General features: G+C 72.5%; 15 protein-coding genes. 8 read left to right on the top strand and 7 right to left on the bottom strand.

Features of this window, described 5'->3' with window-relative positions:
* Window positions 1–905: 905 nt before the first annotated feature.
* Window positions 906–2291 carry a family 2B encapsulin nanocompartment shell protein gene (locus ACQP10_RS27820; RefSeq protein WP_346023099.1) on the top strand — a complete coding sequence of 462 codons (1386 nt, stop codon included), beginning with the start codon at window positions 906–908 and terminating at the stop codon, window positions 2289–2291.
* A 70-nt stretch (window positions 2292–2361) separates the two neighbouring features.
* On the top strand, window positions 2362–3399 hold the full coding sequence (locus ACQP10_RS27815; protein ID WP_346023098.1) for a family 2 encapsulin nanocompartment cargo protein polyprenyl transferase: 1038 nt from the start codon (window positions 2362–2364) through the stop codon (window positions 3397–3399).
* A gap of 29 nt (window positions 3400–3428) precedes the next feature.
* Here the strand turns inward: ACQP10_RS27815 and ACQP10_RS27810 are convergent, their stop codons facing one another.
* Together ACQP10_RS27810 and ACQP10_RS27805 are read right to left on the bottom strand one after the other, a co-directional pair.
* Window positions 3429–4325 (bottom strand): TIGR03619 family F420-dependent LLM class oxidoreductase, encoded by an 897-nt coding sequence (locus ACQP10_RS27810; RefSeq protein ID WP_346023097.1) that lies wholly within the window; start codon window positions 4323–4325, stop codon window positions 3429–3431.
* Window positions 4325–5131, bottom strand: a complete 807-nt coding sequence (locus tag ACQP10_RS27805; protein WP_179826776.1) for an SAM-dependent methyltransferase — start codon at window positions 5129–5131, stop codon at window positions 4325–4327. Before ACQP10_RS27805 ends, ACQP10_RS27810 begins: the two co-directional genes overlap by 1 nt.
* Before the next feature lie 230 nt (window positions 5132–5361).
* On the opposite strand from ACQP10_RS27805, the gene ACQP10_RS27800 reads away from it, so the two are divergent.
* The gene (locus tag ACQP10_RS27800; RefSeq protein ID WP_346023096.1) at window positions 5362–7017 is read left to right on the top strand and encodes an ABC-F family ATP-binding cassette domain-containing protein; all 1656 of its coding nucleotides are present in this window, start codon (window positions 5362–5364) and stop codon (window positions 7015–7017) included.
* A 74-nt stretch (window positions 7018–7091) separates the two neighbouring features.
* Here ACQP10_RS27800 and ACQP10_RS27795 read toward each other — a convergent pair whose 3' ends face one another.
* On the bottom strand, window positions 7092–7622 hold the full coding sequence (locus ACQP10_RS27795; RefSeq protein WP_346023095.1) for a hypothetical protein: 531 nt from the start codon (window positions 7620–7622) through the stop codon (window positions 7092–7094).
* A gap of 221 nt (window positions 7623–7843) precedes the next feature.
* On the opposite strand from ACQP10_RS27795, the gene ppgK reads away from it, so the two are divergent.
* The 3 genes from ppgK to hrpA all read left to right on the top strand — a co-directional run bounded on the left by ppgK (window position 7844) and on the right by hrpA (window position 15171).
* On the top strand, window positions 7844–8578 hold the full coding sequence (gene ppgK, locus ACQP10_RS27790) for a polyphosphate--glucose phosphotransferase (protein WP_346023094.1): 735 nt from the start codon (window positions 7844–7846) through the stop codon (window positions 8576–8578).
* 258 nt (window positions 8579–8836) lie between these two features.
* Complete coding sequence (locus tag ACQP10_RS27785; protein WP_346023093.1) at window positions 8837–11140, top strand: glycoside hydrolase family 6 protein; 2304 nt, start codon at window positions 8837–8839, stop codon at window positions 11138–11140.
* A gap of 161 nt (window positions 11141–11301) precedes the next feature.
* The gene (gene hrpA, locus ACQP10_RS27780; protein WP_346023092.1) at window positions 11302–15171 is read left to right on the top strand and encodes an ATP-dependent RNA helicase HrpA; all 3870 of its coding nucleotides are present in this window, start codon (window positions 11302–11304) and stop codon (window positions 15169–15171) included.
* A gap of 121 nt (window positions 15172–15292) precedes the next feature.
* Here hrpA and ACQP10_RS27775 read toward each other — a convergent pair whose 3' ends face one another.
* Window positions 15293–15784 (bottom strand): NUDIX domain-containing protein, encoded by a 492-nt coding sequence (locus ACQP10_RS27775; protein WP_179826790.1) that lies wholly within the window; start codon window positions 15782–15784, stop codon window positions 15293–15295.
* 40 nt (window positions 15785–15824) lie between these two features.
* Complete coding sequence (locus ACQP10_RS27770; RefSeq protein ID WP_433540022.1) at window positions 15825–16418, bottom strand: dihydrofolate reductase family protein; 594 nt, start codon at window positions 16416–16418, stop codon at window positions 15825–15827.
* Between the two features lie 163 nt (window positions 16419–16581).
* Between ACQP10_RS27770 and ACQP10_RS27765 the strand changes: the two genes are divergently transcribed.
* Window positions 16582–17229 carry an HAD family hydrolase gene (locus ACQP10_RS27765; RefSeq protein ID WP_179826791.1) on the top strand — a complete coding sequence of 216 codons (648 nt, stop codon included), beginning with the start codon at window positions 16582–16584 and terminating at the stop codon, window positions 17227–17229.
* 29 nt (window positions 17230–17258) lie between these two features.
* Here the strand turns inward: ACQP10_RS27765 and ACQP10_RS27760 are convergent, their stop codons facing one another.
* Complete coding sequence (locus tag ACQP10_RS27760; RefSeq protein ID WP_433540021.1) at window positions 17259–18797, bottom strand: gamma-glutamyltransferase family protein; 1539 nt, start codon at window positions 18795–18797, stop codon at window positions 17259–17261.
* Window positions 18798–19171: 374 nt separating this feature from the next.
* On the opposite strand from ACQP10_RS27760, the gene ACQP10_RS27755 reads away from it, so the two are divergent.
* Window positions 19172–22582, top strand: coding sequence for a M28 family peptidase (locus ACQP10_RS27755; RefSeq protein ID WP_433540020.1), 3411 nt, complete (start codon window positions 19172–19174; stop codon window positions 22580–22582).
* Window positions 22583–22730: 148 nt separating this feature from the next.
* Here the strand turns inward: ACQP10_RS27755 and ACQP10_RS27750 are convergent, their stop codons facing one another.
* Window positions 22731–25544, bottom strand: coding sequence for an ATP-binding protein (locus ACQP10_RS27750; RefSeq protein WP_433540019.1), 2814 nt, complete (start codon window positions 25542–25544; stop codon window positions 22731–22733).
* Window positions 25545–25851: the final 307 nt, after the last annotated feature.

The following is a 25851-nucleotide window of genomic DNA, read 5'->3' as shown; positions in this document are numbered from 1 at the left end:
CGCCGTGCCGTACGGCGGGGCCGGCGGGCGGCGCGGGAGGACGCCGCGGCGGGGCGGTGAGAGCCGTCCCGCCCGGCGCGTCCGTGCCGCGGGGAGGGCCCCCTACCCGCCGCGCGGGACCGGACACCCCGTTTCAGGAAGGTTCGCCGGTGCGGCGCCGGGAAAACCTCCCGGGCCGGGGCCGGGCGCCTCCGGTGGGTTTTATGTGGGTGGTGCCGTTTTTTTCGGATTATTTCCATGATGATGATCCCAGCTGGGATGGAAGAGTCTTTTCCCCATGGTTTCGCGGGCTGCCGCCCCGGGTGCGGAAGAGGAGAATTCGGTTGTCGGGGGAGCCCTTCTCCGGCTCCGGGCGCGCCGGGGACGGGCCGGCGGGGAACCGGTGATGACCGCTGAGGACCGCCGAGGCGTCGATGGGGAGCCGGCGGGATCGATGCGGGGGCTGGCCGCGAGCCCCCGGGAGATCGGCGCGGAGCCGGTGACAGGGCGGCGAGCAGGCGGGGGGCGGCCCCGGCGCGGTCCCGATCCGGGGCCGGCCCGGGGTCGGTTCGGGGTCGGTTCGGGGAAGGGTGCGAGGCCGGTGGGAGGCCGGTGAGGCCGCCGGACGGGACCCGGCCGCACGCTCTCCGGATATGGGAGGTGTCGGCATAAATCCCGTCTTCTTCCTTGTGGCCGGTTTGCGAAAATGGCGCCTTTTATAATTTGCCAAGCGATATCCGGAACTTGACAGTTCATTTAGAGGGAACCCAAAATTGAGCCCGCCCCTGAGGCCGATCGGTATGATCGACCGTTACGGGCGCTGGAAGTCTCGCTGATTCGACCGCCGGCGATCTGTCGATTCCGCATTTTCCGATCCATGTTTCATCCCTCCCCTTCGATACGAGTGCGGATAGGTGGTGTGTGTTGTGACGGAGTCCGACGCGGGCCGGGGGCGCCTCAGCCTGAGCACGGCGGCGGCGCGCAATCTCGCGACGACGACCAAGACGGTCCCGCAGATGCAGGAGATCTCCTCGCGGTGGCTGCTGAAGATGCTTCCGTGGGTGCAGGTCTCGGGCGGCACGTACCGGGTCAACCGCCGGCTCACCTACACCGTGGGAGACGGGCGGGTCAGCTTCGTCACCACGGGGTCGCAGATCAGCGTCGTCCCGGCGGAACTGTGCGAGCTGCCGCTGCTGCGGACCTTCGACGACTCGGCGACGCTGGAGGCGCTGGCCGCCCGGTTCGAGCAGCGCGAGTTCGCGCCCGGAGACGTCCTGGTGCAGGCCGGGCAGCCGGCCGACCAGATCGTCATCATCGCCCACGGCAAGGTCAACAAGATCGGCACGGGCCCCTACGGCGACGAGGTCGTCCTCGGGGTGCTGGCCGGCGGCGACCACTTCGGCGACGAGACGCTGACCGACCCGCACGACGAGTGGCAGTTCACCGCCAGGGCCGTCACCTCGGGCACCGTGATGATCCTGCCGCTGACGGCCTTCCAGGAGGTGACCGAGCGCTCCGAGCCGCTGCGGGCGCACCTGCGTCTGCTGGCCGAGCCCGGGGGCCCGCGCAACAGGTACGGCGAGGCCGCCGTCGAGGTGGCCTCCGGGCACAGCGGGGAGCCCGACCTGCCCGGCACGTTCGTCGACTACGAGCTCGCGCCCCGCGAGTACGAGCTCAGCGTGGCGCAGACCGTGCTGCGCGTGCACAGCAGGGTGGCGGACCTGTACAACGACCCGATGAACCAGGTGGAGGAGCAGCTCCGGCTGACGATCGAGGTGCTGCGCGAGCGCCAGGAGCACGAGCTGGTCAACAACCCCGAGTTCGGTCTCCTGCACAACGCCGACCTCAAGCAGCGGATCCACACCCGCGGCGGCCCGCCCACGCCGGACGACCTGGACGAGCTGATCAGCCGCCGCAGGAGCACCCACTTCATCCTCGCCCACCCCGCGGCCATCGCGGCCTTCGGCCGGGAGTGCAGCAGGCGGGGGCTCTACCCCCTGGGCATCGACCTCGGCGGGAACACGGTGCCCGCCTGGCGCGGCATTCCGATCTTCTCCTGCAACAAGATCCCCATCACGGACAACCGGACGACGTCGATCCTCGCCCTCAGGGTGGGGGAGGAGCATCAGGGGGTCGTCGGCCTGCACCAGACCGGCATCCCCGACGAGTACCAGCCGAGCCTGTCGGTGCGCTTCATGGGTATAGACGAGAAGGCGATCATCTCCTATCTGGTCAGCGCCTACTACTCGGCCGCCGTCCTGGTCCCCGACGCGCTCGGCGTGCTGGAGGACGTCGAGCTCGGCCACTACTGACCGTCCCGCGGGGTGGCCGCGGGCAAGAGCGAGGTCCTCCGCGGGGGCGGGGGAAACACTGGAGGGAAAGATGACCGCTGTCGAGCTGACGGCCGAGGGGCGATCGGCGACCGAGGTGCTGACCTGGAGCCGCCGGATGGTCGAGTCCGTCATACGACCGGCGGCCGGCGGGCTGCCCCCGTCGATGCGGCACATCGCCGGCTACCACTTCGGCTGGTGGGACGAGCACGGCGGTCCCGTCGAGGCGGACGGCGGCAAGGCGATCCGGCCCGCGCTGGCGCTGCTGGCGGCCGAGGCGGTGGGGGGCGCCGCCGCGGCGGCGCTGCCCGCGGCGGCCGCCGTCGAGCTGGCGCACAACTTCTCCCTCCTGCACGACGACGTGATGGACGGCGACCGGACCCGCCGCCACCGTCCCACGGCGTGGGCCGTCTTCGGGGTGAGCCCGGCGATCCTGGCCGGCGACGCCCTGCTGGCCCTGGCCTTCGACGTGCTCGTGGCGGGGGGACCGGCGGCTCCGGAGGCGGCGCGGATCTTCGGCGCCGCGGTCCAGGAGCTGCTGGAGGGCCAGCACGCCGACGTCGCCTTCGAAAGGCGCGGCCACGTCGAGCCGGACGAGTGCCTGGACATGGTGGCGGGCAAGACCGGAGCGCTGCTGGCCGCCGCGTGCGCGCTCGGCGCGCTGTTCGGCGGCGCGGACCCCGAGCGCGTCGAGGGCCTGCGGGCCTTCGGCGCGGATCTGGGGCTGGCGTTCCAGTTCGTGGACGACCTGCTGGGCATCTGGGGGGACCCCGCGGTGACCGGCAAACCCGTCCACTCCGACCTGCGGAGCCGGAAGAAGTCGCTGCCGGTGGTGGCGGCGCTCGCCTCCGGCACCGCGGCGGGGCGGGAGCTGGCCGGCCTCTACACCAGGGAGGAACCCCTGACGGAGGCCGACCTGGCCCGCGCCGCGGACCTCGTCGAGGCCGCGGGCGCCCGCGCCTGGAGCCGGGAGCGGGCCGACGAGCTGCTGGGCCGGGCGCTGGGCCACCTGGAGGCGGCGGGCTCGGTGCGGCGGCCCGTCGCCGAGCTGGCCACGCTCGCCCGTCTGGCCACCCGGCGCGACCGCTGACCGCCGTCCGGTCCGGGAAGGCGGGATCGCTAACGGAGGACGGCCTCGCGCAGGGTCTCGGCGAGGTCGAGCAGGTGGGCGGGGTCGCGCGCGGTGAGCTGGAGGTCGACGAAGATCTCGTGCACACCGGTCTCGGCAACGGCCCGCAGCCGTGCGCCGATCTCCTCCACGGTCGCGCCGGCCGTACCGCTGACGACCGGGTTGGCCCGCACGATGACGCGCACCCCGTCCGGGTCGCGCCCGGCCCGCTCGGCGGCCCGCCGTATCGTGTCCCGCATGTCCGCGAGGAGCGGCACCGGCATGGCCGCCGCGAGCCAGCCGTCGGCGCGGCGGCCGACGCGCTCCAGAGCCGCGGGGGAGAAGCCCGCCAGCAGGATCGGCGGGTGAGGACGCTGGACGGGTTTCGGGCCGATGTGGCTCGGCGGGACGCTCCAGCCGGGGGCGGTGACGGCCACCGGGTCGTCGCACCAGACCGCCTCCAGCGTGTCGATCGCGGCGTCGAGCCGCGCGGCGCGTCCCTTCCAGGGCACCCCGGTGGCGGCGTACTCGTCCCTCGACCAGCCGAGGCCCAGGCCTGCGTCGAGGCGGCCGCCGCTGAGCACGTCGAGCGTGGTGAGCGAGCGGGCCAGCAGCACCGGGGGATACCAGTTGGCGTTCAGCGTGCTGGTCCCCAGACGGATCCGGGAGGTGACGGCCGCGGCGGTGGTGAGGACCGCGAGCGGGTCCAGGAACGTGCGGTGCTCCGGCGGGATGGTGCCGTCGCCGCCGGGGTAGCGGTCCCGGGGGGAGAGCGGGGTCAGCAGCCGGTCGCCCGCCCACAGCCCGCTGAAGCCCCGGGCCTCGGCCTCCCGGGCGACGGCGACCACCGCCTCGGGGCAGGCGAACCGGCCGTACTGCGGCACCGCCAGCCCGAAGCCGATCGTCATCAGGGCTTTCTCCCCACCCCGCAGAGGATCAGCGACCGGGAGGGGTCCTCGTGGAGCCCCGGCTCCTCCGGCCGCCACTCCGGCAGCCAGACCACTCCGGGCTCCACCAGGTCGAACCCGTCGAACAGCTCGGTGATCTCCTGGCGGTTCCGCAGGACGAGGGGGGAGTTGGCCCGCTTGTAGACGCTGGTGCCCTTGTCCACGGCCTCGACCCGGGAGTCGCTGGTGCCGTGGGACAGCACCAGGTGGCTGCCGGAGGGCAGGGCGTCGCGCAGGGTGGCCACGATGCGCCGGGGATCGTCGGCCTCGGTGATGAAGTGCATGACCGCCACGAGTAGCACGGCCATCGGCCGGGAGAAGTCGAGATGGTCCTGGATTTCCGGAGACTTGAGGATCCCCTCGGGAGTCCGCAGGTCGCCGGGGGTGACGATGACCTGGTGCCGGTCCTCCTGCAGCAGCGCCCTGGCGTGGGTGAGGACGATCGGGTCGTTGTCGATGTAGGCGACGCGGGAGTCGGAGGCGGTCTCCCGGGCCACCTCGTGGACGTTGCCCTGGGTGGGCAGGCCCGTGCCGATGTCCAGGAACTGCCGGATCCCCTGGCCGGCGAGGAACCTGACCGCCCGGCCGAGGAAGGCGCGGTTCTCCCGCGCGGCCGCGCGCACCTCGGGGGCGACCGCGAGGATCTCCTCGGCCGCGGTGCGGTCGGCGGCGAAGTTGTCCTTGCCGCCCAGGTAGTAGTCGTACAGGCGGGCGACGCTGGGAGTGTTGACGTCGATTCCGCGGCGTGTCCACTCTTCGTCTGCCATGCCCCGCCTCCACCCGAAAGCTCCGGAAGATCCCGTGTGAAGATCTTTAGGCAGAGCGTAATGCTCCATCTCCCGAAATCAGCGGAATTTACGAAATCTCCTATGGAGTGTTCCGAGGGGCGGAAGGCCCCGCGCGGCGGGCTCCGCCGGGCGTGGAAGGGGGCGCGGCGCCGCCGTGCGGCCGGAAACCGCGGGGAGATCCGGACGGCGTGGCCGATAGCGTTGCCCTCATGAGCGCCACCCTCGTCGCGAAGGACCTCGCCGCCGGCCACGGCGACCGCGCCCTGTTCTCCGACCTCGATCTGGTCGTCGCCCCGGGCGACGTGGTCGGCCTGGTCGGGGTGAACGGGGCCGGCAAGTCCACCCTGATGCGGATCCTGGCCGGTCTGCTGCCGCCCGAGCACGGCACCGTACGGCTCAGCCCGCCCACCGCGTCCGTCGGCTACCTCCCCCAGGAGCGTGAGCGCCGGGCGGACGAGACGGTCGCCGAGTTCCTGGCCAGGCGGACCGGGGTGGCCGCCGCGCAGCGCGCCCTCGACACCGCGACCGAGGGCCTCGTCGAGGGACGGCCCGGCGCCGACGACGAGTACGCCGCCGCCCTGGACAGGTGGCTGGCCCTGGGCGGGGCCGACCTGGAGGACCGGGCCGGGGAGGTCGCCGCCGAGCTCGGCCTGGCGGTGGACCTCGGCCTGCCGATGGCGGCGCTGTCCGGCGGGCAGGCCGCCCGGGCGGGGATGGCGTCCCTGCTGCTCAGCCGTTACGACGTCTTCCTGCTGGACGAGCCCACCAACGACCTCGACCTCGACGGCCTGGAACGGCTCGAACGCTTCGTCGCCGGCCTGCGCGCCGGGACGGTCCTGGTCAGCCACGACCGCGAGTTCCTCGCCAGGACGGTCGACCGGGTCGTCGAGCTCGACCTCGTCCAGCGGCAGGTCCGGTCCTACGGCGGCGGCTACGACGGCTACCTCGCCGAGCGGGAGATCGCCCGGCAGCGCGCCCGCGACGCCTACGAGGAGTACGCCGGCACCCTCACCACCCTGCGGCAGCGGGCTCTCACGCAGCGCGCCTGGATGGAGAAGGGCGTCAAGAACGCGCGGCGCAAGGCCTCCGACAACGACAAGGTCGGCCGGAACTTCCGTACGGAGGCGACCGAGAAGCAGGCCGCCAAGGCCCGGCAGACCGAGCGGATGATCGAGCGGCTGGAGGAGGTCGAGGAGCCCCGCAAGGAGTGGGAGCTGCGGATGGAGATCGCCGTCGCTCCCCGGTCCGGGGCGGTCGTCGCCACGTTGCGCGACGCGGTGGTCCGGCGCGGCGGGTTCACCCTCGGGCCGGTGGACCTGCAGATCGGCTGGGCCGAGCGGGTGGCGATCACCGGCGCGAACGGCTCGGGCAAGAGCACCCTGCTCGGCGCGCTCCTCGGGCGGCTCCCCCTCCAGGAGGGCCACGCCTCGCTCGGCCCCGGCGTGGTCGTCGGGGAGGTGGACCAGGCCCGGGGGCTGTTCCTGGGCGGCGAGCCGCTGCTGGACGCCTTCGGCGCCGCCGTGCCGGAGATGACGCCCGCCGACGTGCGGACGCTGCTGGCCAAGTTCGGGCTGCGCGCGGCGCACGTGCTGCGCCCGGCGGCCACGCTGTCGCCGGGGGAGCGGACCCGGGCCGCCCTGGCGCTGCTCCAGGGCCGGGGCGTCAACCTCCTGGTCCTCGACGAGCCGACCAACCACCTCGACCTGCCCGCGATCGAGCAGCTGGAGTCGGCGCTCGCCGTCTACCCCGGCACGCTCCTGCTCGTCACCCACGACCGGCGGATGCTGGGGGCGGTCCACACCACCCGGCACATCCACGTCGAGGCGGGCCGGATCACGGAGCAGCCGGGCGCCTCCGCCTCCTGAACGCGCCCTCCGGGGACGCCGGAACGTCACCGCCCGCCCGGCGTCTCCGAGGACGCCGGGCGGGCGGCCGGGGATCACCGCGAGAGGTAGAGGATCTTCCAGGTGCCGGAGTAGAGGCAGTTGAGCGACGGCTGGGCCGCCCTGGCCTCGGAGCAGACCTTCAGCTCCACCTGGTAGACGTTCCGGTGGTCGAACGTGAACGGCTTCGGCGTGCCGTACGAGCAGTCGCGGACGGTGCGGTGCGTGAAGGGCAGGTTCCCGTCGGACGTCCGGTAGGTGATCCGGAAGACCGCCAGGCCGCAGGTCGCGCTCGCGCGGGTCAGGTCCTGGACGCGCCCGGAGATCCGGACGGTCTCGGCGGCGGGGATGTCGGCGTGGTCCTCGCCGGTGGCGCGCAGGGAGCCGGAGGCCTTGGCCCCCCGCCCCGGGGAGTAACGGGGACCCCAGATGACGGCGGGGGCCGCGGCGGAGTCCGCGTCTCCGGCGGCGGCGGGGGTGGCGGCGGGGGTGGCGGGGGTGGCCGCCTGGGCGGCCGAGGGGAGCGAGACGGCCGAGAGCGCGGCGGCGGCGAGGGCGAGGCCGGTGAGGAGGCGGGTGGCGATCATAGGAGCGGTCCTTTCCTGCGGTGGTACCCGCAGTGTGTTATGAGCTGCTTTCAGCGGGCTTGACCGCGCCTGTAGGCGAGTATCGGCGGGCTTGACGCCGCCGGTGGCCGGTGCGGAGGTCGCTCCCGCACCGGGGCCCGGCACCGGGGTCACCGGGACGCGCGGTGCGTGGGCATCACCCGCCCGCCGCGGGGAAGGGGGCCACCCAGGGAGGTGACGCCATGGAGGCGCTGGGAATCGACATCGGCGGCTCGGGGATCAAGGGAGCCCCGGTGGACGTCGCGACGGGGAGGCTGACCAGGGACCGGCTGCGCGTCCCGACCCCGGTGCCCGCCGCGCCGGAGGCGGTCGCCGAGGTGGTCGCGCGGATCGCCGGGCACTTCGAGTGGGCCGGGCCGGTCGGGATCACCTTCCCCGGGGTCGTGGTCGACGGGGTCACGATGTCGGCCGCCAACGTGGACCGGTCGTGGATCGGCGTGGACGCGCGGGCGCTGTTCGCCAAGGCGACGGGCCTGCCCGTGACGGTGCTCAACGACGCCGACGCGGCCGGGGTGGCCGAGGTGACGCACGGCGCGGCCAGGGAGGCGGCCGGGGTGGTGCTGATGCTGACGTTCGGCACCGGGATCGGCAGCGCGCTGTTCGCCGACGGCCGGCTGGTGCCCAACACCGAGCTGGGGCACCTGGAGCTTCACGGCAAGGAGGCCGAGCGGCGGGCCTCCGACCACGCGCGCGAGGCGCACGACCTGAGCTGGGACAGGTGGGCCGAGCGGGTGGAGGAGTACCTGCGGCACGTGGAGATGCTGTTCTCACCGGCGCTGATCGTGATCGGCGGCGGGGTCAGCAAGAAGTCGGAGAAGTTCCTGCCCAAGGTACGGCTGCACACCCCGGTCGTCCCGGCGGCCCTGCTGAACGAGGCGGGCATCGTGGGGGCCGCCATGGCGGCGGCGAAGGCGTAGACCGGCCGGGCGGACCGTTCCCCGGCACCCCGTGGTCCGGCTCCGCCCACGCCGATCCCGTACGGCCGGCCGATCCCGTACGGCCGGCCGGAACCGTACGGCCGGACTGAAAGTTTCATCGGACTCGAAGGACGTTCGGTGAGGTCAGCGGCGGGGACGGCCCCGGGGAAGCGCCTCCGGTGCGCAACACCCTGTACACATTCCCGAAACCTCCGGACTATGGGAGCGCTCCCACCCACGTCCTGGAGATGATCACGTATGAGAGCTCATCCGCGTCGCCGCGCCTGGCGGCACCGGGCGGCGACGTCGACGGCCCTGCTGGTGGCCGCCGCGGGCCTGGCCGCCGGGCCGGCCACCATGGCGCACGCCGCCGTCGCGTGCGACGTCAGCTACACCACCAACGAGTGGCAGGGCGGGTTCACCGCCAACATCAACCTGAAGAACCTCGGTGACCCGCTGAACGGCTGGACCCTCGGCTTCGCCTTCCCCGGCAGCCAGCAACTCCAGCAGGGCTGGTCGGCCACCTGGAGCCAGAGCGGCAACCAGGTCACCGCGAAGAACCTCGACTGGAACGGCGGCCTCGCCACGGGCGCGACGACCAGCATCGGCTTCAACGGATCGTGGAGCGGAAGCAACCCCAAGCCCACCTCCTTCACGGTCAACGGCGTCACCTGCGGCGGGACCACCCCGACCAACCAGCCGCCCACGGTGAGCCTGACCAGCCCGTCGAACGGCGCCTCCGTTCCGGCGGGCACGGCCGTGCCGCTCGCGGCGACGGCCGGTGACGACGGCGGGGTGAGCAAGGTCGAGTTCTACATCGACGACGCCCTGGTCAACACCGACACCACCGCCCCGTACAGCTTCTCGGCGGCGAACGTGGGGACCGGCAGCCACACCGCCAAGGCCAAGGCCTACGACAACGCCTCCCCGGCGCTGTCCACCGAGAGCTCCGCGGTCTCCTTCACCGTGGGCGGCGGGAGCGGCACCCCGTCGATCGTCGCCACCTCGACCGCGGTCACCGTGCCCGAGGGCGGTTCCAAGACGGTCGGGTTCAAGCTCAGCGCGGCTCCCACCTCCAACGTCACGGTCAACCTGACCAAGACGGGTGACTCCGACATCACCATCACGCCGTCCACGCTCACCTTCACGCCCGGCAACTGGAACACGGCGCAGAACGTGACGGTCTCGGCCGCCCAGGACGGCGACCAGGTCAACGGCACCGCCACCATCGCCGCCGCGGCCACCGGCCACACCGGCGCCTCCGTCACCGCGACCGAGGACGACGACGACATCACCACGCAGCCCGGCGAGCACGTCGACAACCCCTACGCCGGCGCCACCGGCTACGTCAACCCCGACTGGTCGGCCAAGGCCAAGGCCGAGCCGGGCGGCACCGCCGTGGCCGAGATCTCGACCGGTGTGTGGCTGGACCGCATCGCCGCCATCGAGGGGACCTCCTCGGCCAAGGGCCTGCGCGCCCACCTCGACGAGGCGGTCAAGCAGGACGCGGCCAACGGCAGCAAGCCGCTGACGGTCCAGTTCGTCATCTACAACCTGCCGAACCGCGACTGCTCGGCGCTGGCCTCCAACGGTGAGCTGCTCATCGCCGAGAACGGCCTGGTCCGCTACAAGACCGAGTACATCGACCCGATCGCCACGATCATGAAGGACCCCAAGTACGCGGCCCTGCGGATCGTGACGATCATCGAGATCGACTCGCTGCCCAACCTGATCACCAACCTCAACCTCGCCAAGTGCGCCGAGGCCAAGTCGAGCGGCGCCTACGTGGACGGCGTCCGCTACGCGCTGGACAAGCTGCACGCGATCAAGAACGTCTACACCTACATCGACGCCGGCCACCACGGCTGGCTGGGCTGGGACACCAACTTCGGCCCCTCGGCCGACCTGTTCGCCAGCACCGTCTCCGGCACCGCCGCCGGCTTCGACAGCGTGGACGGCTTCATCACCAACACCGCCAACTACTCGGCGCTGAAGGAGCCCCACTTCACCATCAACACGACGGTGAACGGCCAGACCGTCCGCCAGTCGAGGTGGGTCGACTGGAACTTCTACGTCGACGAGCTCAGCTACGCCCAGGCCTTCCGTAACCTGCTCGTCCAGAAGGGCTTCAAGTCCACCATCGGCATGCTGATCGACACCTCCCGCAACGGCTGGGGCGGCTCGGCCCGCCCGGCCGCTCCCAGCACCTCCACCGACGTCAACACCTTCGTCAACCAGTCGCGGGTCGACCGGCGCATCCACGCCGGCAACTGGTGCAACCAGAGCGGAGCCGGCCTCGGTGAGCGCCCGCAGGCCAGCCCCGCCCCCGGTCTCGACGCCTACGTCTGGATCAAGCCTCCGGGCGAGTCCGACGGCTCCAGCTCCGCCATCCCCAACGACGAGGGCAAGGGCTTCGACCGGATGTGCGACCCGACCTACACCGGCAACGAGCGCAACGGCAACAACCCGACCGGTGCCCTGGCGAACGCCCCGGTCTCCGGCCACTGGTTCTCCGCCCAGTTCCAGGAGCTGCTCAGGAACGCCTACCCGGCGATCAACTGACCTCCGCCTGATCCCTCTCACCCGGGTCCCCGGCCGCCTCGGCGGCCGGGGACCCGCCCCTTTCCCCGGGGGCGCGATATTGGGATGCGGCCACGGCGGTGGGTCGGGCACGATGGGCGGTCGGCTCCGGAACTTCGGGCTGAAAGTACTCTGGAAGCAGTATGGGAACGCCTCCTTTGACACCTCCGCTCGCCCAGCTCCACGCGCGCCTGCCCGAACTCACCCTGCGTGACCAGCGCAGGCTGCGGCGCCGGCTCGACGGCGCCCGCAAGGTCAGAAACCGGGCCGCGCAGCAGAAGATCGCCGCGGAGATAACCTCCGACATCGAGAAGGCCGAGCGCCGGGTCGCCGAGCGCCGCGCGGGCGTGCCCACGATCACCTATCCGGAGAGCCTGCCGGTCAGCCGCCGCAGGGACGACATCCTGGAGGCGATCCGCGACCACCAGGTCGTGATCGTCGCCGGCGAGACCGGCTCCGGCAAGACCACCCAGCTGCCGAAGATCTGCCTGGAGCTGGGCCGGGGCGTCAAGGGCCTCATCGGGCACACCCAGCCGCGCCGGATCGCCGCCCGGACCGTCGCCGAACGCGTCGCCGAGGAGCTGGACACCCCGCTCGGCGAGGCCGTGGGCTACAAGGTGCGCTTCACCGACCAGGTGAGCGACGGCACGCTCGTCAAGGTGATGACCGACGGCATCCTGCTGGCCGAGCTGCAGGGCGACCGCGACCTCGCCCAGTACGACACGCTCATCATCGACGAGGCGCACGAGCGCAGCCTCAACATCGACTTCATCCTCGGCTACCTCAAGCAGCTCCTGCCCCGCCGGCCCGACCTGAAGATCGTCATCACCTCGGCCACGATCGACCCGGAGCGGTTCTCCCGGCACTTCGGCGACGCCCCCATCGTGGAGGTGTCCGGCCGTACGTACCCCGTCGAGGTCCGCTACCGGCCGGTGGAGGAGGACGACGACCAGATCCAGGCGATCAGCGACGCCGTGGACGAACTGTGCGCCGAGGGCCCGGGCGACATCCTCGTCTTCCTCAGCGGTGAGCGGGAGATCCGCGACACCGCCGACGCCCTGTCCAAACGCAAGGACGCCGAGGTGCTGCCGCTGTACGCCCGGCTGTCGGCCGCCGAGCAGCACCGGGTCTTCCAGCGCCACTCCGGCCGCCGCATCGTGCTGGCCACCAACGTCGCCGAGACCTCGCTGACCGTCCCCGGCATCAAGTACGTCGTGGACCCGGGCTTCGCCCGCATCTCCCGCTACAGCCACCGCACCAAGGTCCAGCGGCTGCCCATCGAGGCGATCTCGCAGGCGTCGGCCAACCAGCGCAAGGGCCGCTGCGGCCGCGTCTCCGAGGGCGTCTGCATCCGCCTCTACAGCGAGGAGGACTTCCTCTCCCGGCCGGAGTTCACCGACCCGGAGATCCTGCGCACCAACCTCGCCTCGGTCATCCTGCAGATGACCTCCATCGGCCTGGGCGACATCGGGGCCTTCCCCTTCGTCGAGCCGCCGGACCAGCGCCAGGTCAGGGACGGCTACGACCTGCTGCTGGAGCTGGGCGCGTTCGACAAGGCCAGGCAGATCACCCCGCTCGGCCGCAAGCTGGCCGGTCTGCCGGTGGACCCCCGCCTGGCCCGCATGGTCATCGAGGCCGACCACAACGGCTGCGTCCGCGAGGTCATGGTCATCGCCGCCGCGCTGTCCATCCAGGACCCGCGCGAGCGCCCCGCCGACAAGCAGCAGGCCGCCGACGAGAAGCACCGCCGGTTCGCCGACAAGGAGTCGGACTTCATCTCCTACCTGAACCTGTGGAACCACCTGCAGGAGCAGCAGAAGGAGCTGTCCTCCAGCGCGTTCCGGCGGTTGTGCAAGGCCGACTTCCTCAACTACCTGCGGGTTCGTGAGTGGCAGGACGTCTACGGTCAGCTCCGCCAGATGTCCAGGTCCCTCGGCGTCACCCTGAACGGCGTCCCCGGCGACGAGCAGAAGATCCACATCTCCCTGCTGTCCGGCCTGCTGTCGCACGTCGGCGTCAAGGACATCGACAAGAAGGGCGCGGACGGCCCCCGCCGCCCGATGACCGAGTACATCGGCGCGCGGAACGCCCGCTTCGCGATCTTCCCCGGCTCGGCGCTGGCGAAGAAGCAGCCCCTGTGGGTGATGTCCGCCGAGCTGGTGGAGACCTCCCGCCTGTGGGCCCGGGTCAACGCCAAGATCGAGCCCGAGTGGGTCGAGCCGATGGCCCAGCACCTGGTCAAGCGCACCTACTCCGAGCCGCACTGGGAGAAGAACCAGGGCGCGGTGATGGCGTACGAGAAGGTCACCCTGTACGGCGTGCCCATCGTGGCGCAGCGCAAGGTCAACTACGGCCGCATCGACCCCGAGCTGAGCCGCGAGCTGTTCATCCGGCACGCCCTGGTCGAGGGCGACTGGGAGACCCACCACGCCTTCTTCAAGGAGAACCGCAAACTCCTGTCGGAGGTCGAGGAGCTGGAGGAACGGGCCCGCCGCCGCGACATCCTCGTGGACGACGAGACCCTGTTCGACTTCTACGACCGGCGCATCCCCGCCGACGTGGTCTCCGGCCGCCACTTCGACTCCTGGTGGAAGAAGACCAGGAACGAGCAGCCCGACCTGCTCAGCTTCGAGAAGTCGATGCTGATCAGCGACGCGGCGGGCGACGTCAGTCAGCGCGACTACCCCGACGTCTGGCGCCAGGGGAGCCTGCGCTTCCCGCTGACCTACCAGTTCGAGCCCGGCGCCGACGCCGACGGCGTCACCGCGCACATCCCGCTGGCCCTGCTCAACCAGGTCAACCCCGACGGCTTCGACTGGCAGATCCCCGGCCTGCGCGAGGAACTGCTCACCGCGCTCATCCGGTCCCTGCCCAAGGAGATCCGCCGCAACTTCGTGCCCGCCCCCAACTACGCCAAGCAGGTGCTCCAGCGGGCCGAGCCCACCCGGGAGCCGCTGCTGACGGTGCTGGAGCGGGAGCTGGCCGCCCTCACCGGCGTGTGGGTGCCGCGCGAGGCGTGGCGGCTCGACCAGGTCCCCGACCACCTGCGGATCACCTTCCGGGTCGTCGACGGCCGTAAGAAGAAGATCGACGAGAGCAAGGACCTCGCCGACCTCAAGCGGCGGCTCGCCCCCCGGCTCCGACAGACCCTCTCCCGCGCCGCCGACGGGCTGGAGAGGTCGGGCCTGACCACCTGGAACGTGGGGGAGCTGCCGAAGACGTTCGAGCAGCGCCGGATGAAGGCGTACCCGGCGCTGGCCGACGAGGGCGCGACCGTGGCCGTGCGGATGTTCGAGACCGAGACCGAGCAGCGCCGCGCCATGTGGGAGGGCACCCGCAGGCTGCTGCTGCTGAACACCCCCTCCCCGGCCAAGTGGGTGCTCGGCCGCCTGGACAACCAGGCCAAGCTCGCCCTCAGCCGCAGCCCGCACGCCGGCGCCGTCGCCCTGTTCGACGACTGCGTCGCCTGCGCCGCCGACAAGCTCATGAGCGAGTACGGCGGGCCGGTCTGGGACGAGGCGGCCTTCGCAGCCCTGCACGACAAGGTCCGCGCCGAGCTGTTCGACACCACCGAGGAGGTGGTCTCCCGGGTCCGGGACATCCTGGCCGTCTGGCACGCCGTCTCCACCCGCCTGGCCGAGGCGCGCTCCACCCCCGCGGTCGAGGACGTCCGCGACCAGGTGGGCGACCTGGTCTACCCGGGGTTCGTGACCGACACCGGCCACCGTCGCCTGCCCGACCTGCTGCGCTACCTCAGGGCGGCGGAGCGGCGGCTGGAGAAGATGGCCGAGGACCCGTTCCGCGACGAGGAGCGGATGTACAAGCTCCACGACATCGAGGACGAGTACCACGACCTGGTGGAGAAGCTGCCCCCGGCCCGCCGCGCGGACGACGACGTCCGGGAGATCCGGTGGATGATCCAGGAGCTGCGGGTCAGCTACTTCGCGCAGACCCTCGGCACGCCGTACCCGATCTCCGACAAGCGCATCCGTAAGGCCATGGAACGCCTCTGAGCGGGGCCCCGCCCGGGGGTCGCGGGAAGATCGAGGTGTCCGGGGCGAAGTCGACGGGCTTGCCCGGGGAGCCCCGAACCGGATCTTCGGGTGGCCGCTCTGGCCGGGCCGGTGGGGTGGCTCATCCGCCCGCGGGGGCGCCGCCGGGGAGGTAGACGGGGCGTCGCTCGCGGCGGGCCAGGCGGGCGGCGGGCAGGCGCGGCGCGCTGACCTCCGGCAGCAGTGTGACGGCGGTGTCCCAGGCCAGGAACGCCGCGTCGTCCAACTCGTCGGCCTGCAGCCGGATGCGCGACGGGTCGTCCAGCACGCCGCCGTCGAACAGGAAGTTCACCATGGAGCGGGGGCGGTCCCCGGCCGGGGGCGACCAGTGCACCACGAGCAGCCCGCCCACCTCGACCGGCACGCCCAGCTCCTCCATCGCCTCGCGCGCGGCGCAGTCGTGCGGCGCCTCGCCGTTCTCGACGATCCCGCCGGGAAAGCTCCAGCCCGGCCGGTAGTTCGGCTTGACCAGCAGGACCCGGTCGTCGGCGTCGGTGATCAGCACGGCGGCCGAGGTGAACACGCTGGGCAGTGTGGCGTACCACTCGGACGGCTCCAGGAAGACCTTGCTCACCCCGTCACGCTAACAGGACACCCCGTCCCGGCCCGCACCGTCATGCCTCCGCGCGTCCCTGTCGCGCGGAGGGTGCGGCGGGCTCATAGCGGAGCAGCACGGTACGGGAGTCGAGGATCCGCGACCCGATGAGCCGCAGACCGAGGCGGTCCTTCGTCTCGGGGAACAACCGCCGGCCACCGCCGAGGACGACCGGGTGGACGATGACCTGGTACTCGTCGATCAGGCCGAGCCGGCCGAGGGCGGCTCCGAGGCTCGCGCCGCCGTTGAGCAGCATGTCCCGGCCCGGCTGCCGCTTCAGCGCGGTGACCTCCTCGGTGAGGTCGCCGCCGATGACCCGGGCGTCCCAGTCGGCCGCTTCGAGGGTCGTGGAGAAGACGATCTTCTGGGTCCTCCGCCAGATGGGGGCGAACGCCAGGTCGTGCGGATCGTCCGACATCGATTCCGCGTGCGGCCAGAAGGCCGACATCATCTCCCACACCGGGCGTCCGTAGAGGAAGGTGTCCACCCGCTCGCTGAGCGCCCTGGAGTGGGCGGACAGCTCCGGTCCCATGGCGGGCCAGTCGAACTCGCCGTTCGGCCCCTCGATGTGGCCGTCGAGCGACGCGTGGACCCAGTAGATGATCTTGCGCATGTCGTGCTCCCCTGTCGTGTGCGGAGAGCGCCCCGGTGGGCACTTCCACCGGCAGGTCGGAGCCGCTGACGCGTTCTTGACATTCCGCGGGAGATTGTTCCGGGCGAACGACCCGATGCCCGCTCGTCTAGGATCGGTCCGGCCTGCTGAAAGGGGATATGTCATGGTTCGGGCGGTGGTGTTCGACGTCGGGGAGACGTTGATCGACGAGACGCGGATCTGGTCGCGCTGGGCCGACCGGCTCGGCTTCACCCGGTTCACGGTGCTCGGCATGCTGGGCGGCATGGCCGCCCTCGACCGGCCGTTCTCCGACGTCTTCGAGCTGCTGCGGCCCGGGTTCGACCTGGAGGCCGAGCAGGAGGCGTGGAAGCGCGACGACCCCGACGGGCTCCGGGTGAACTTCGACGCCGACGACCTCTACCCCGACGTACGGCCCGGCCTGGCCGCGCTCCGCGACCTCGGGTACGAGCTGATCATCGCGGGCAACCAGCCGCCGCAGGCGTACGACGCGCTGACCGCGATGGACCTGCCGGTCGACGCGATCCACACCTCCGACGGCTGGGGCGTGGCCAAGCCGGCCCCGGAGTTCTTCGCCAAGGTCGTCGCGGTGTCGGGCCGCGAGCCGGCGGAGATCCTCTACGTGGGCGACCGGCTCGACAACGACGTCCGTCCCGCCCGCGCGGCGGGCATGCGGACCGCGCTGATCCGCCGCGGCCCGTGGGGCCACCTGCACGCCGCCCGGCCGGAGGCGGCCGAGGCCGACCACGTCATCGACGACCTGCACGCCCTGGCCGCCCTCCTCCGGCGCTGACCGCGCCGCCCGCGGCGGGAGGCCGCGCGTCAGAGGCCCGCGGCGGCCCCGATGATCGAGCGCGGGTCCGCCGCGCCGGCGAGGATGCCCGAGGGCAGCACGTCGATCAGGTGGGCGTGGCCGAACGACGAGCCGTACGGCGCGGTGCGGACGGGGTGGCCGCGCTCGCCCAGGCCCCCGCTCCACGGGGCGCCCTCCTCCACCTCGACCGTCGCGTGGTCGGGGGCGAGCCAGGTGTCGAAGCCGGTGCCGCCTGAGGCCAGCCGCCAGCGGGCGGCGGCGATCGCCTGTCCCGGCGCCTGGTCGTGGACCAGCAGGCGGGTGATGATCTGCAGCAGGATCTGCGGCTGGGCGTCGCCGCCCATGGTGCCCACCACCGAGCGCAGCGACCCGTCGGTCCGGGTGACCAGCGCGGGGACGAGGGTGTGCGGCGGGCGGCGGCCGGGGCCGTACTCGGCGGGGTGCCCGGGCTTCAGGGAGAAGCCGATGCCGCGGTTCTGCAGGTTGATGCCGGTGTTCGGCTCGAAGACGAGGCTGCCGAAGCCGGAGGCGTTGGACTGGATCAGCGAGACGCCCATGCCCTCGCCGTCCACCGCGCACAGGTAGGTGGTGTCGCCGGAGGAGGTGAGGTCGCGCACCGTGACCCTCTTGTCCGGGTCGATCATCCTCCGGCGCTCGGCGGCCGAGGCGAGCGCCTCCTCGACGGAGCAGTCCTCGAACAGCACGTCGGGCCGGTCGTGCCCGGCCATCCGCGCGGCCTCCACCAGCAGGTGCGCCCAGAGGGGGTCGGCCGGGTCGGCGGGCAGGTCGAGCTCCTCGGCGATGGCCAGCGCGAGCAGCAGCAGGTAACCCTGGGAGTTCGGCGGCGCGGTCCACACGTCGTGGCCCAGCGCGCGGATCCTGAGCGGTTCGACCCAGTCGGCGTTCTCCCTGGCCAGGTCGTCCTCGGTGTACTCGCCCCCGCCGAGGGCGATCAGTCCCTCGCCGAACTCGCCGAGGTAGAACCCCTCGCGCCCCTCGGCGAGGGCCTCCAGCGCCCGCGCCACGCCGGGCCGCCTGATCAGGTCCCCGGTACGGCGGGCGGCGGCGAAGTCGTGGTGCAGGGGAGCGACCGTCTCCAGGGACGGCACCATCAGCGGGGAGGCGGGGAACCCGGCGAGGGCGTGCTCGATCGCGGGCGCCAGCACCTCGGGCATGGTCAGCCTGCCGTACCGCTCGTGCAGGGCCAGCCAGCCGTCGGCGCAGCCGGGCACCGGGACGGAGCGGATGTCCCCGCGGTGCGGCATCTGCTCGTGCCCCTCGGCGCGCAGCCGGTCCGGGTCCGCTCCGGAACCGGCCCGGCCGGAGGCGTTGAGCGCGGCCGGGGCCCCGGGGCCGTCGTGGACGAGCGCGAACAGGTCACCGCCCAGCCCGCACATGTGCGGCGCGGTCACCGCCAGCACGGCGTTGGCCGCGATCGCCGCGTCGGCCGCCGAACCTCCTCGCTCCAGCATGGCCACACCCGCGCCGGAGGCGAGGTGATCGACGGTGCAGACCATTCCGGAACGCGCGTAGCGGGTGTTCAGCATGACGAGAGCGTACGGCTTCCGCCGCCGGGACCGCACCGGCCGGCCAGTACGGTTTCTCCCCGGCCCGATGGCCTCCGTCCCGGAGGCCCCCGTCCCGATGGCTCCCGTCCCGATGGTCCCCGTCCTCCACCCGCCGCCGTTCCCCGGCCGCTTTTTCGGTAGGCATACGGATGTCGCTACGGATGTTCGGCGCCTGAGCGCGGATCTAACGTCACGAAACGGGGGCACCGCACCCCGCCGCCCCCTCGCCTCCTCACCCCCCTCGTCTCCCGCCGTGCCCGCCGCCGGGTGATCCCGGTCTGCGGAGCCGCCGCCCTCCCCCCTGCCCGCGCGCGGGCGGACGCGGTGCGGGAGACCGTTCGAAAGGAACACGCGTGAGACGCAGAGCCGTACTCGCGGCCACCCTCGGCCTGGCCGTGGTGGCCGCGGTGGCACCCTCCTCACCGGCAGCCGCCAAACCCTCCCCGAAGCCGGCCGACCATGCCCGCTCCCTCCATGTCCGCTCCTTCGCCGACCCGCCCCAGCTCGCCGTGGCCGCCGCCGACCAGGCCGTCGCGAGCGGTCTGGACGAGCTGCGCAAGGGGCCCGACGAGGCCTACCGGCGCACCGCCGTGATGCCGGGCTCCGAAGGCATGTACTCCGTCGTCTACGAGCGCACCTACAAGGGGCTGCCCGTGGTGGGCGGCGACGCGGTCGTGATCACCGACTCCGCGGGGAAGGTGCGCGACACCGCGGCGGCCTCCGGCGCCACCCCGAAGGTGCCGACCTCGCCGACGGTGACCGCCGATGACGCCCGCGCCAAGGCGAAGAGCCGGCTGACCCGGGTCGACGACAGCGCCGACCCGCGCCTGGTGGTCCTGGCCTGGGGCGCCAAGCCGCGCCTCGCATGGGAGGCCCTGGTCTCCGGAATCGCCGGCGGCAAGCCGAGCAAGCAGCACGTGTTCGTCGACGCGCGCACCGGCGAGATCGCCGACGCCTACGACGAGGTGCGGGCGGGCACCGGGAACGGCTACTACTACGGCCAGGTCACCATCTCCACGAGCGGCTCCGGCAGTTCGTACTCGATGACCGACTCGACCCGCAGCGGCATCCGCTGCGGCGGGCAGAACGGCTCGGCCTACACCGGCACCGACGACGCCTGGGGCAACGGCTCCGGGACGAACCTGGAGACCGCGTGTGTGGACGCGCTCTACTCGGTGCAGAAGGAATGGGACATGCTGCGCGACTGGCTCGGTCGCAACGGCATCAACGGCAGTGGCGGCGGCTTCCCGACCAAGGTCGGGCTCAGTGACGTCAACGCCTACTGGGACGGCAGCACCACCAACTTCGGCCACACGCAGGACAACCAGCGCCAGGCCACGTCGATCGACGTGGTGGCCCACGAGTTCGGCCACGCCGTCTTCCAGAACACCCCCGGCGGCACCGGCTCCGGCAACGAGAACGGCGGCATCAACGAGGCCGTCGGCGACGTCTTCGGCGCGCTCACCGAGGCCTACGCCAACAACCCGAACGACCCGCCGGACTACGAGGTCGGCGAGAAGGTGAACCTCGTCGGCGAGGGCCCGATCCGGTACATGTACGACCCGTCCAAGGTGGGCGACCCCAACTGCTGGTCCTCCTCGATCCCGAGCACCGAGGTGCACGCGGCGGCCGGCCCGTTCAACCACTGGTTCTACCTGCTGGCCGAGGGTTCCGCGCCGGGCGGCGGCAAGCCGAACAGCCCGATCTGCTCCGGCGGGCCCTCCTCGGTCACCGGCATCGGCCTCCAGAAGGCCGGAAAGATCTTCATGGGCGCGCTGATGCGCAAGACCTCGACCTGGAAGTACACCAACGCCAGGCTGGCGTCGCTGTCGGCGGCGGTCGAGCTGTACGGCGATGGCAGCCCCGAGTGCGCCGCCACCAAGGCGGCCTGGAACGCGGTCAGCGTGCCGGTGCAGACCGGTGAGCCGACCTGCGCCGCGACGGGCAACGACTTCTCCGTGACGCTGAGCCCCGCGGCGGGTTCGGCGCAGCCCGGCCAGCAGGTCACCTCGACCGTCGGCACGCAGACCACCTCGGGCAGCGCGCAGACGGTCACCCTCACCGCCTCCGGCCTGCCGGCGGGCGCCACCGCGAGCTTCAACCCGGCGTCGGTGACCTCGGGCGGCTCCTCCACCATGACCATCGGCACCGCCGGGTCGACGCCGGCCGGGACGTACACCGTCACGGTCACCGGCTCCGCCACGTCCGGCACGCACACGGCGTCCTACAACCTGACGGTCGGCAGCGGGCCCACCCCGACCGACCCGCCGGACATCAGCCTCGCGAACGTCAAGACCCACCTGCAGCAGCTCCAGAGCATCGCCACCGCCAACGGCGGCACCCGCAGGTCCACGGGCGCCGGCTACACCGCGTCGGTGTCCTACATCGAGCAGAAGCTCACCGCCGCCGGCTACACCGTGGTGCGGCAGTCCTGCACCTCCGTCTGCACCTCCGGGGCCGGGCCGAACCTGATCGCCGACTGGCCCGGCGGCGACGCCAACCAGGTCGTCATGGCCGGAGCGCACCTGGACAGCGTCTCGGCCGGTCCGGGCATCAACGACAACGGCTCGGGCTCGTCGGCGCTGCTGGAGGTCGCGCTGACACTGGCGGCGAAGAACCCGACGATGGCCAAGCACGTGCGGTTCGGCTGGTGGACCGACGAGGAGCAGGGCCTCAACGGCGCCCAGTTCTACGTCAACTCGCTCAGCTCCACCGAGCGCAGCAAGATCAAGGTCTACCACAACTACGACATGGTGGCCTCGACCAACGGCGGCTACTTCATCAACAACATCACCACCGAGGCGGCCCAGCACCTCAAGGCCTTCTACGACGGCCTGAACCTCCAGCCCGAGGAGAACACCGAGGGCGCCAACCGGTCCGACGACGCGCCGTTCCGCAACGCGGGGATCGCCACCTCCGGCGTGGCGGCCGGCGCCAGCGCCACCAAGACCTCGGCCCAGGCCGCCAAGTGGGGCGGCACGGCGGGCCGGGCGTACGACCCCTGCTACCACCAGTCGTGCGACACCACGAGCAACATCAACGACACCGTCCTGGACCGGGCCGCCGACGCCTCGGCGTACGCGATCTGGAAGCTCGCGACGGGCACCACCACGAGCCGCGACTTCTCGATCTCCATGAACCCGTCCTCGGGGACGGTCCAGGCGGGCCAGGCGGCCACCGCCACGGTCTCCACCGCCACCACGGCGGGCACCGCGCAGACGGTCAGCCTGTCCGCGTCGGGTCTGCCCACCGGCGCCACGGCCGGCTTCAACCCGGCGTCGGTGACCTCGGGCGGCTCGTCCACCCTCACCATCGCCACCACGGCCGCGACGCCCTCCGGCACCTACCAGGTGACGGTGACCGGCACCGGTGAGGCCGCCACCCGCACCTCGACGTACACGCTGACCGTGCAGGGCACCTCGGGTGGCCGCACGTTCCGCAACGACACCGACTACACCGTCTACGACTACGGCACCGTCCTGAGCCCGATCACCTCCACCGCGACCGGCTCGGCGGCGTCGCCCGTCAAGGTGACCGTCACGATGAACCACCCCTGCGCCGAGGACCTCCAACTGTGGCTCCGCGGCCCGAACGGGCTGTGGTATCCGCTCCAGGCCAGCGGCGGCTACGTCTGCACCCCGTACGGCACGCGGACCTACACGGTCCCGGTCACCCAGCGGGCGGCCGGACAGTGGGTCCTGGAGGTCGACGACCTGTATCCGGGAGACACCGGCAAACTCGACTGGTGGAGCATCACCGTCTGAGTGTCCGGCCCACGAACGGAAGACGCCCCCGGGACCGAGCGATCGGCCCCGGGGGCCCCGTCGTCTCCGGTCCGTCGTCTCCGGGCCGGAGACGACGGACGGGTGCCGTCCCCGGAGGCGGACGGGGCGACGCGCGGGCCGGGCGCGTTCAGACGGGCGGGGCGACCTCGGTGCGCGACCGCAGGCCGAGCTTGCGCAGCACGGTGGCGACATGGGTCTCGACCGTGCGCGTCGACAGGAACAGAACGTCGGCGATCTCCCGGTTGGTCCGGCCGAGCGCGACCAGCCGGGCCACCTCCTTCTCCCGCTGCGACAGCGCGCCGGCGTTGCCCTTGCGGCCCCGCGGCAGCGGGGACTCCACACCGAGGTCGCGCAGCGCGCGCCGGCAGCGCGCGGCGTCGTGGGTGGCGCCGAGCTCGCCGAACCGCTCCGCCGTCTCGGCGAGGGCCGCGGCGGCGGAGCGGTCGCCGAGGGCGAGCCTGGCGCGCGCCTCGCTCTCGCCTACCCGCGCCGCGGTGTAGGGCTGGGGCAGGGCCGCGTACGCCTCCCGGGCGCGGGCGAAGAAGTCCGCGGCCTCGTCCGGCCGCCGGTCGGCGGCCAGCGCGCCCCGGGCGTGGTCGAGTGCGGCGTGCGCGGCGGGGGCGAGACGGCCGGTGATCCCGTCGGCGAACTCGGTCACCAGCTCGGCCCCTTCCTGGACACGCCCGGCCTGGGCGAGCGCGGTGACGGCGGAGGGGATCAGGCCGGCGCCCCAGGCCCACACCCCCTTGCGGCGCATCCGGGCGGCCGCCTGCACGGCCTCGGTGACCGCGTCCTTCAGCGCGCCGCGGGCGAGGTGCAGCTCCACCAGGCCGCCCGCGGCGGCCACCGCGATCGGCAGGAAGCGTGCGTCCGGCGCGTCCATGCCGGCGCTGTACAGGTACTTGCGGGCCTCCTCCCACTCACCGGTGGCCAGGGCGAGCAGCCCCAGCACCAGCCAGGCGTCCACCGCGATCAGCGGGGCCTCCGTGGCCAGCTCCACCAGGGCGATCGCCTGGTCACGGAGCCCCTCCCACCGGCCGGTCAGCCAACGCCTGCGGACCGTCGCGACATCGACGGTGTAGGCGGGGAACAGCACCCCCGTCTCCGCGGCCAGCCGCCGCCCCTGCCTGCCGAACTCCTCCGCCGCGGTGTAGTGGCCCAGCGTGGTCGCCGAGTCGTGAAGGTTGCAGTAACCGCGGGCGACCTGTCGCCGGACCGCCACGGACGGGTCGGAGACGGGCAGCGTGGCGGCGATGGCGAACGCGTCCCGGGAGCCGATCGACATCTCGAACGAGGCGCGGTTGGCCAGGACCGCGGCCGCCAGCTCCGGGTCGTCGGTGATCGCGACGAGCGCCTCGGCGCGGGCCATCCACTCCGCGTGCGTCGCCAGCGACTCGGTCCCCCATTCCGGCAGCGCGAGGCTGGCCCAGCCGCGGGCGGCCAGCGTCGGCCGGTCGTGCAGCTCGGCGACGGCGGCCAGGACCTCGGGGCGTCCGGCGGGGATGTCGCCCGCCTGGTTGGACAGCATCAGTCCGAGGTTGAGACGTGCCTCGCCGCGCACCTCGCGGGCGAGGAAGTCGTCCCGCAGCAGGCGGCGCAGCAGCCGCACCACCCGCTGGTACGACAGCCCGGTCGCCGCCAGGCGGCTCAGCGCCAGCGAGAGGGGGCCGCGCTCGGGCGCGGGCAGGTCGGGATCGGCGAGCATGCCGTCGAGCACCTCGACCGCCAGGGCGGTGTCGCCGAGCGCGGCCGCCCGGTCGGCGGCCGCTCTGCCGTGGCGCAGCCACGCGCCGATGTCCCCGGCTTGCCGGGAGTGGAAGGCCAGCTGGACCAATGGCGGAGGGGTCACCGCCGCGAGCGCGGCCATCGCGCGCTCATGCGCCAGGCGGCGGTCCGGACCCGGGATCGCGTCGTAAACGGCCTGTTGGGCGAGGGCGTGGCGGAAGCCGTAGCGGCCGCCGGGATGCTCACGGAGCACGCCGGCGCGCAGCGCCTGGCCCAGCCCGGAGGGGGCCCCACTGACCGCGGCGATCAGCCGCTCGTCCACGGGGAGCCGCAGCACCGCCGCCGCCTGCGCGGCGCTCACCGCCGCCGCGGGCAGACCGGCCATCTGCTCGGCCATCGCCTCACGCAGCAGCAGTGGCACCCCGGCGCGATCCAGCGCTTCGGGCCCCTCCGCGTCGGGCAGGGAGCGGACGACCTCCTCCACCACGAACGGTATGCCCGCCGTGTGCTCGTGCAGCCGCGCGACGAAGGCGGGCGGCAGTGCGGAGCGGTCCAGCAGCGCGCAGGCCAGGCTGTTCACCTCCGGGGCGTCCAGCGGCCGCAGCGGTATCACCAGGCTCGTCGTGCCCGGAGGGCGCCGGTAGGCGCGGCCGAGCGGCAGGCCCGGCGTGTTCAGGTCCTCCCGCCGGTAGGTCGCCACCACCGTCAGTCCCTCGGGCGGCTGGTCGGCGAGGAACCGCAGCAGGTCCCGCGTCCCGTCGTCGGCCCAGTGCAGGTCCTCGATCACGAGCAGGGCCGGTCCGACGGCCGCCAGCAGGGCGCGCATCGCGCGGAACAGCCGGTGCCGTTCGGCCCGCGGATCATTCAGCGGCGGCGGTGGCGGCGGGAGCGCGTGCGACAGTTCGGGCAGGTAGTCGCGGAGCACGCCGGTGACCGGGTTGAGGACCTCGGCCGCCGGCAGCCGGCCCGCGACCTCGCGGAGCGCCTCCACCACGGGACCGTACGGGAAGGGCTCGCGGATCTGGTGGCAGTAGCCGAGGAGGACGGGCCGGTCGCCGGACACGAGACGGTCCAGTGCGGCGTGGACGAGCCGGGTCTTCCCGATGCCCGCCTCTCCCTCCACCAGCACCACGGCCGGCGGGCGGGCCATCGCCTCGATCAGAACCCGCAGCTCAGAGGTGCGTCCAACGAGTACGGGAGAGGCCAGGTTGTTCATTGGCGGCTCCGGGTGAGACGGGTCGGGACCCTCAGGGAGGGTCCCGCATATCGCCATTCAAGGTCAACCTCTGGACATAACGGACTTGTTGCGGGTGCGTGTCAAGATTCGCACACGGCTGCTCTGAGACGGGGGGAGCGGCCGTGCGAACCGCCCGTGACCTGCGCGTCCGGATTTCGGCGCGACGGGGGCACGGAGCCGGAGGGTGATCACGGCCGGGCGTGTCAGGGTTCTTTTGTCAGTAAAGAAACATCATTTGGCGCTGAGGAATTATTAGGGGCCTATCTGTAAGTTCGTCCAACCTCTT

Source organism: Streptosporangium sandarakinum (assembly GCF_050942225.1).
Taxonomy (GTDB): domain Bacteria; phylum Actinomycetota; class Actinomycetes; order Streptosporangiales; family Streptosporangiaceae; genus Streptosporangium; species Streptosporangium nondiastaticum.
The sequence above is the reverse complement of the archived record's forward strand: the minus strand, read 5'-3'. Positions and strand labels throughout refer to the sequence as shown.

Excerpts from the sequence above, each read along its gene's own strand:
- ACQP10_RS27815 (WP_346023098.1), top strand. The coding sequence starts at position 2,362 with ATGACCGCTGTCGAGCTGACGGCCGAGGGGCGATCGGCGACCGAGGTG.
- ACQP10_RS27810 (WP_346023097.1), bottom strand. The coding sequence starts at position 4,325 with ATGACGATCGGCTTCGGGCTGGCGGTGCCGCAGTACGGCCGGTTCGCC.
- ACQP10_RS27805 (WP_179826776.1), bottom strand. The coding sequence starts at position 5,131 with ATGGCAGACGAAGAGTGGACACGCCGCGGAATCGACGTCAACACTCCC.
- ACQP10_RS27800 (WP_346023096.1), top strand. The coding sequence starts at position 5,362 with ATGAGCGCCACCCTCGTCGCGAAGGACCTCGCCGCCGGCCACGGCGAC.
- ACQP10_RS27795 (WP_346023095.1), bottom strand. The coding sequence starts at position 7,622 with ATGATCGCCACCCGCCTCCTCACCGGCCTCGCCCTCGCCGCCGCCGCG.
- ppgK (WP_346023094.1), top strand. The coding sequence starts at position 7,844 with ATGGAGGCGCTGGGAATCGACATCGGCGGCTCGGGGATCAAGGGAGCC.
- ACQP10_RS27785 (WP_346023093.1), top strand. The coding sequence starts at position 8,837 with ATGAGAGCTCATCCGCGTCGCCGCGCCTGGCGGCACCGGGCGGCGACG.
- hrpA (WP_346023092.1), top strand. The coding sequence starts at position 11,302 with ATGGGAACGCCTCCTTTGACACCTCCGCTCGCCCAGCTCCACGCGCGC.
- ACQP10_RS27770 (WP_433540022.1), bottom strand. The coding sequence starts at position 16,418 with ATGCGCAAGATCATCTACTGGGTCCACGCGTCGCTCGACGGCCACATC.
- ACQP10_RS27765 (WP_179826791.1), top strand. The coding sequence starts at position 16,582 with ATGGTTCGGGCGGTGGTGTTCGACGTCGGGGAGACGTTGATCGACGAG.
- ACQP10_RS27760 (WP_433540021.1), bottom strand. The coding sequence starts at position 18,797 with ATGCTGAACACCCGCTACGCGCGTTCCGGAATGGTCTGCACCGTCGAT.
- ACQP10_RS27750 (WP_433540019.1), bottom strand. The coding sequence starts at position 25,544 with ATGAACAACCTGGCCTCTCCCGTACTCGTTGGACGCACCTCTGAGCTG.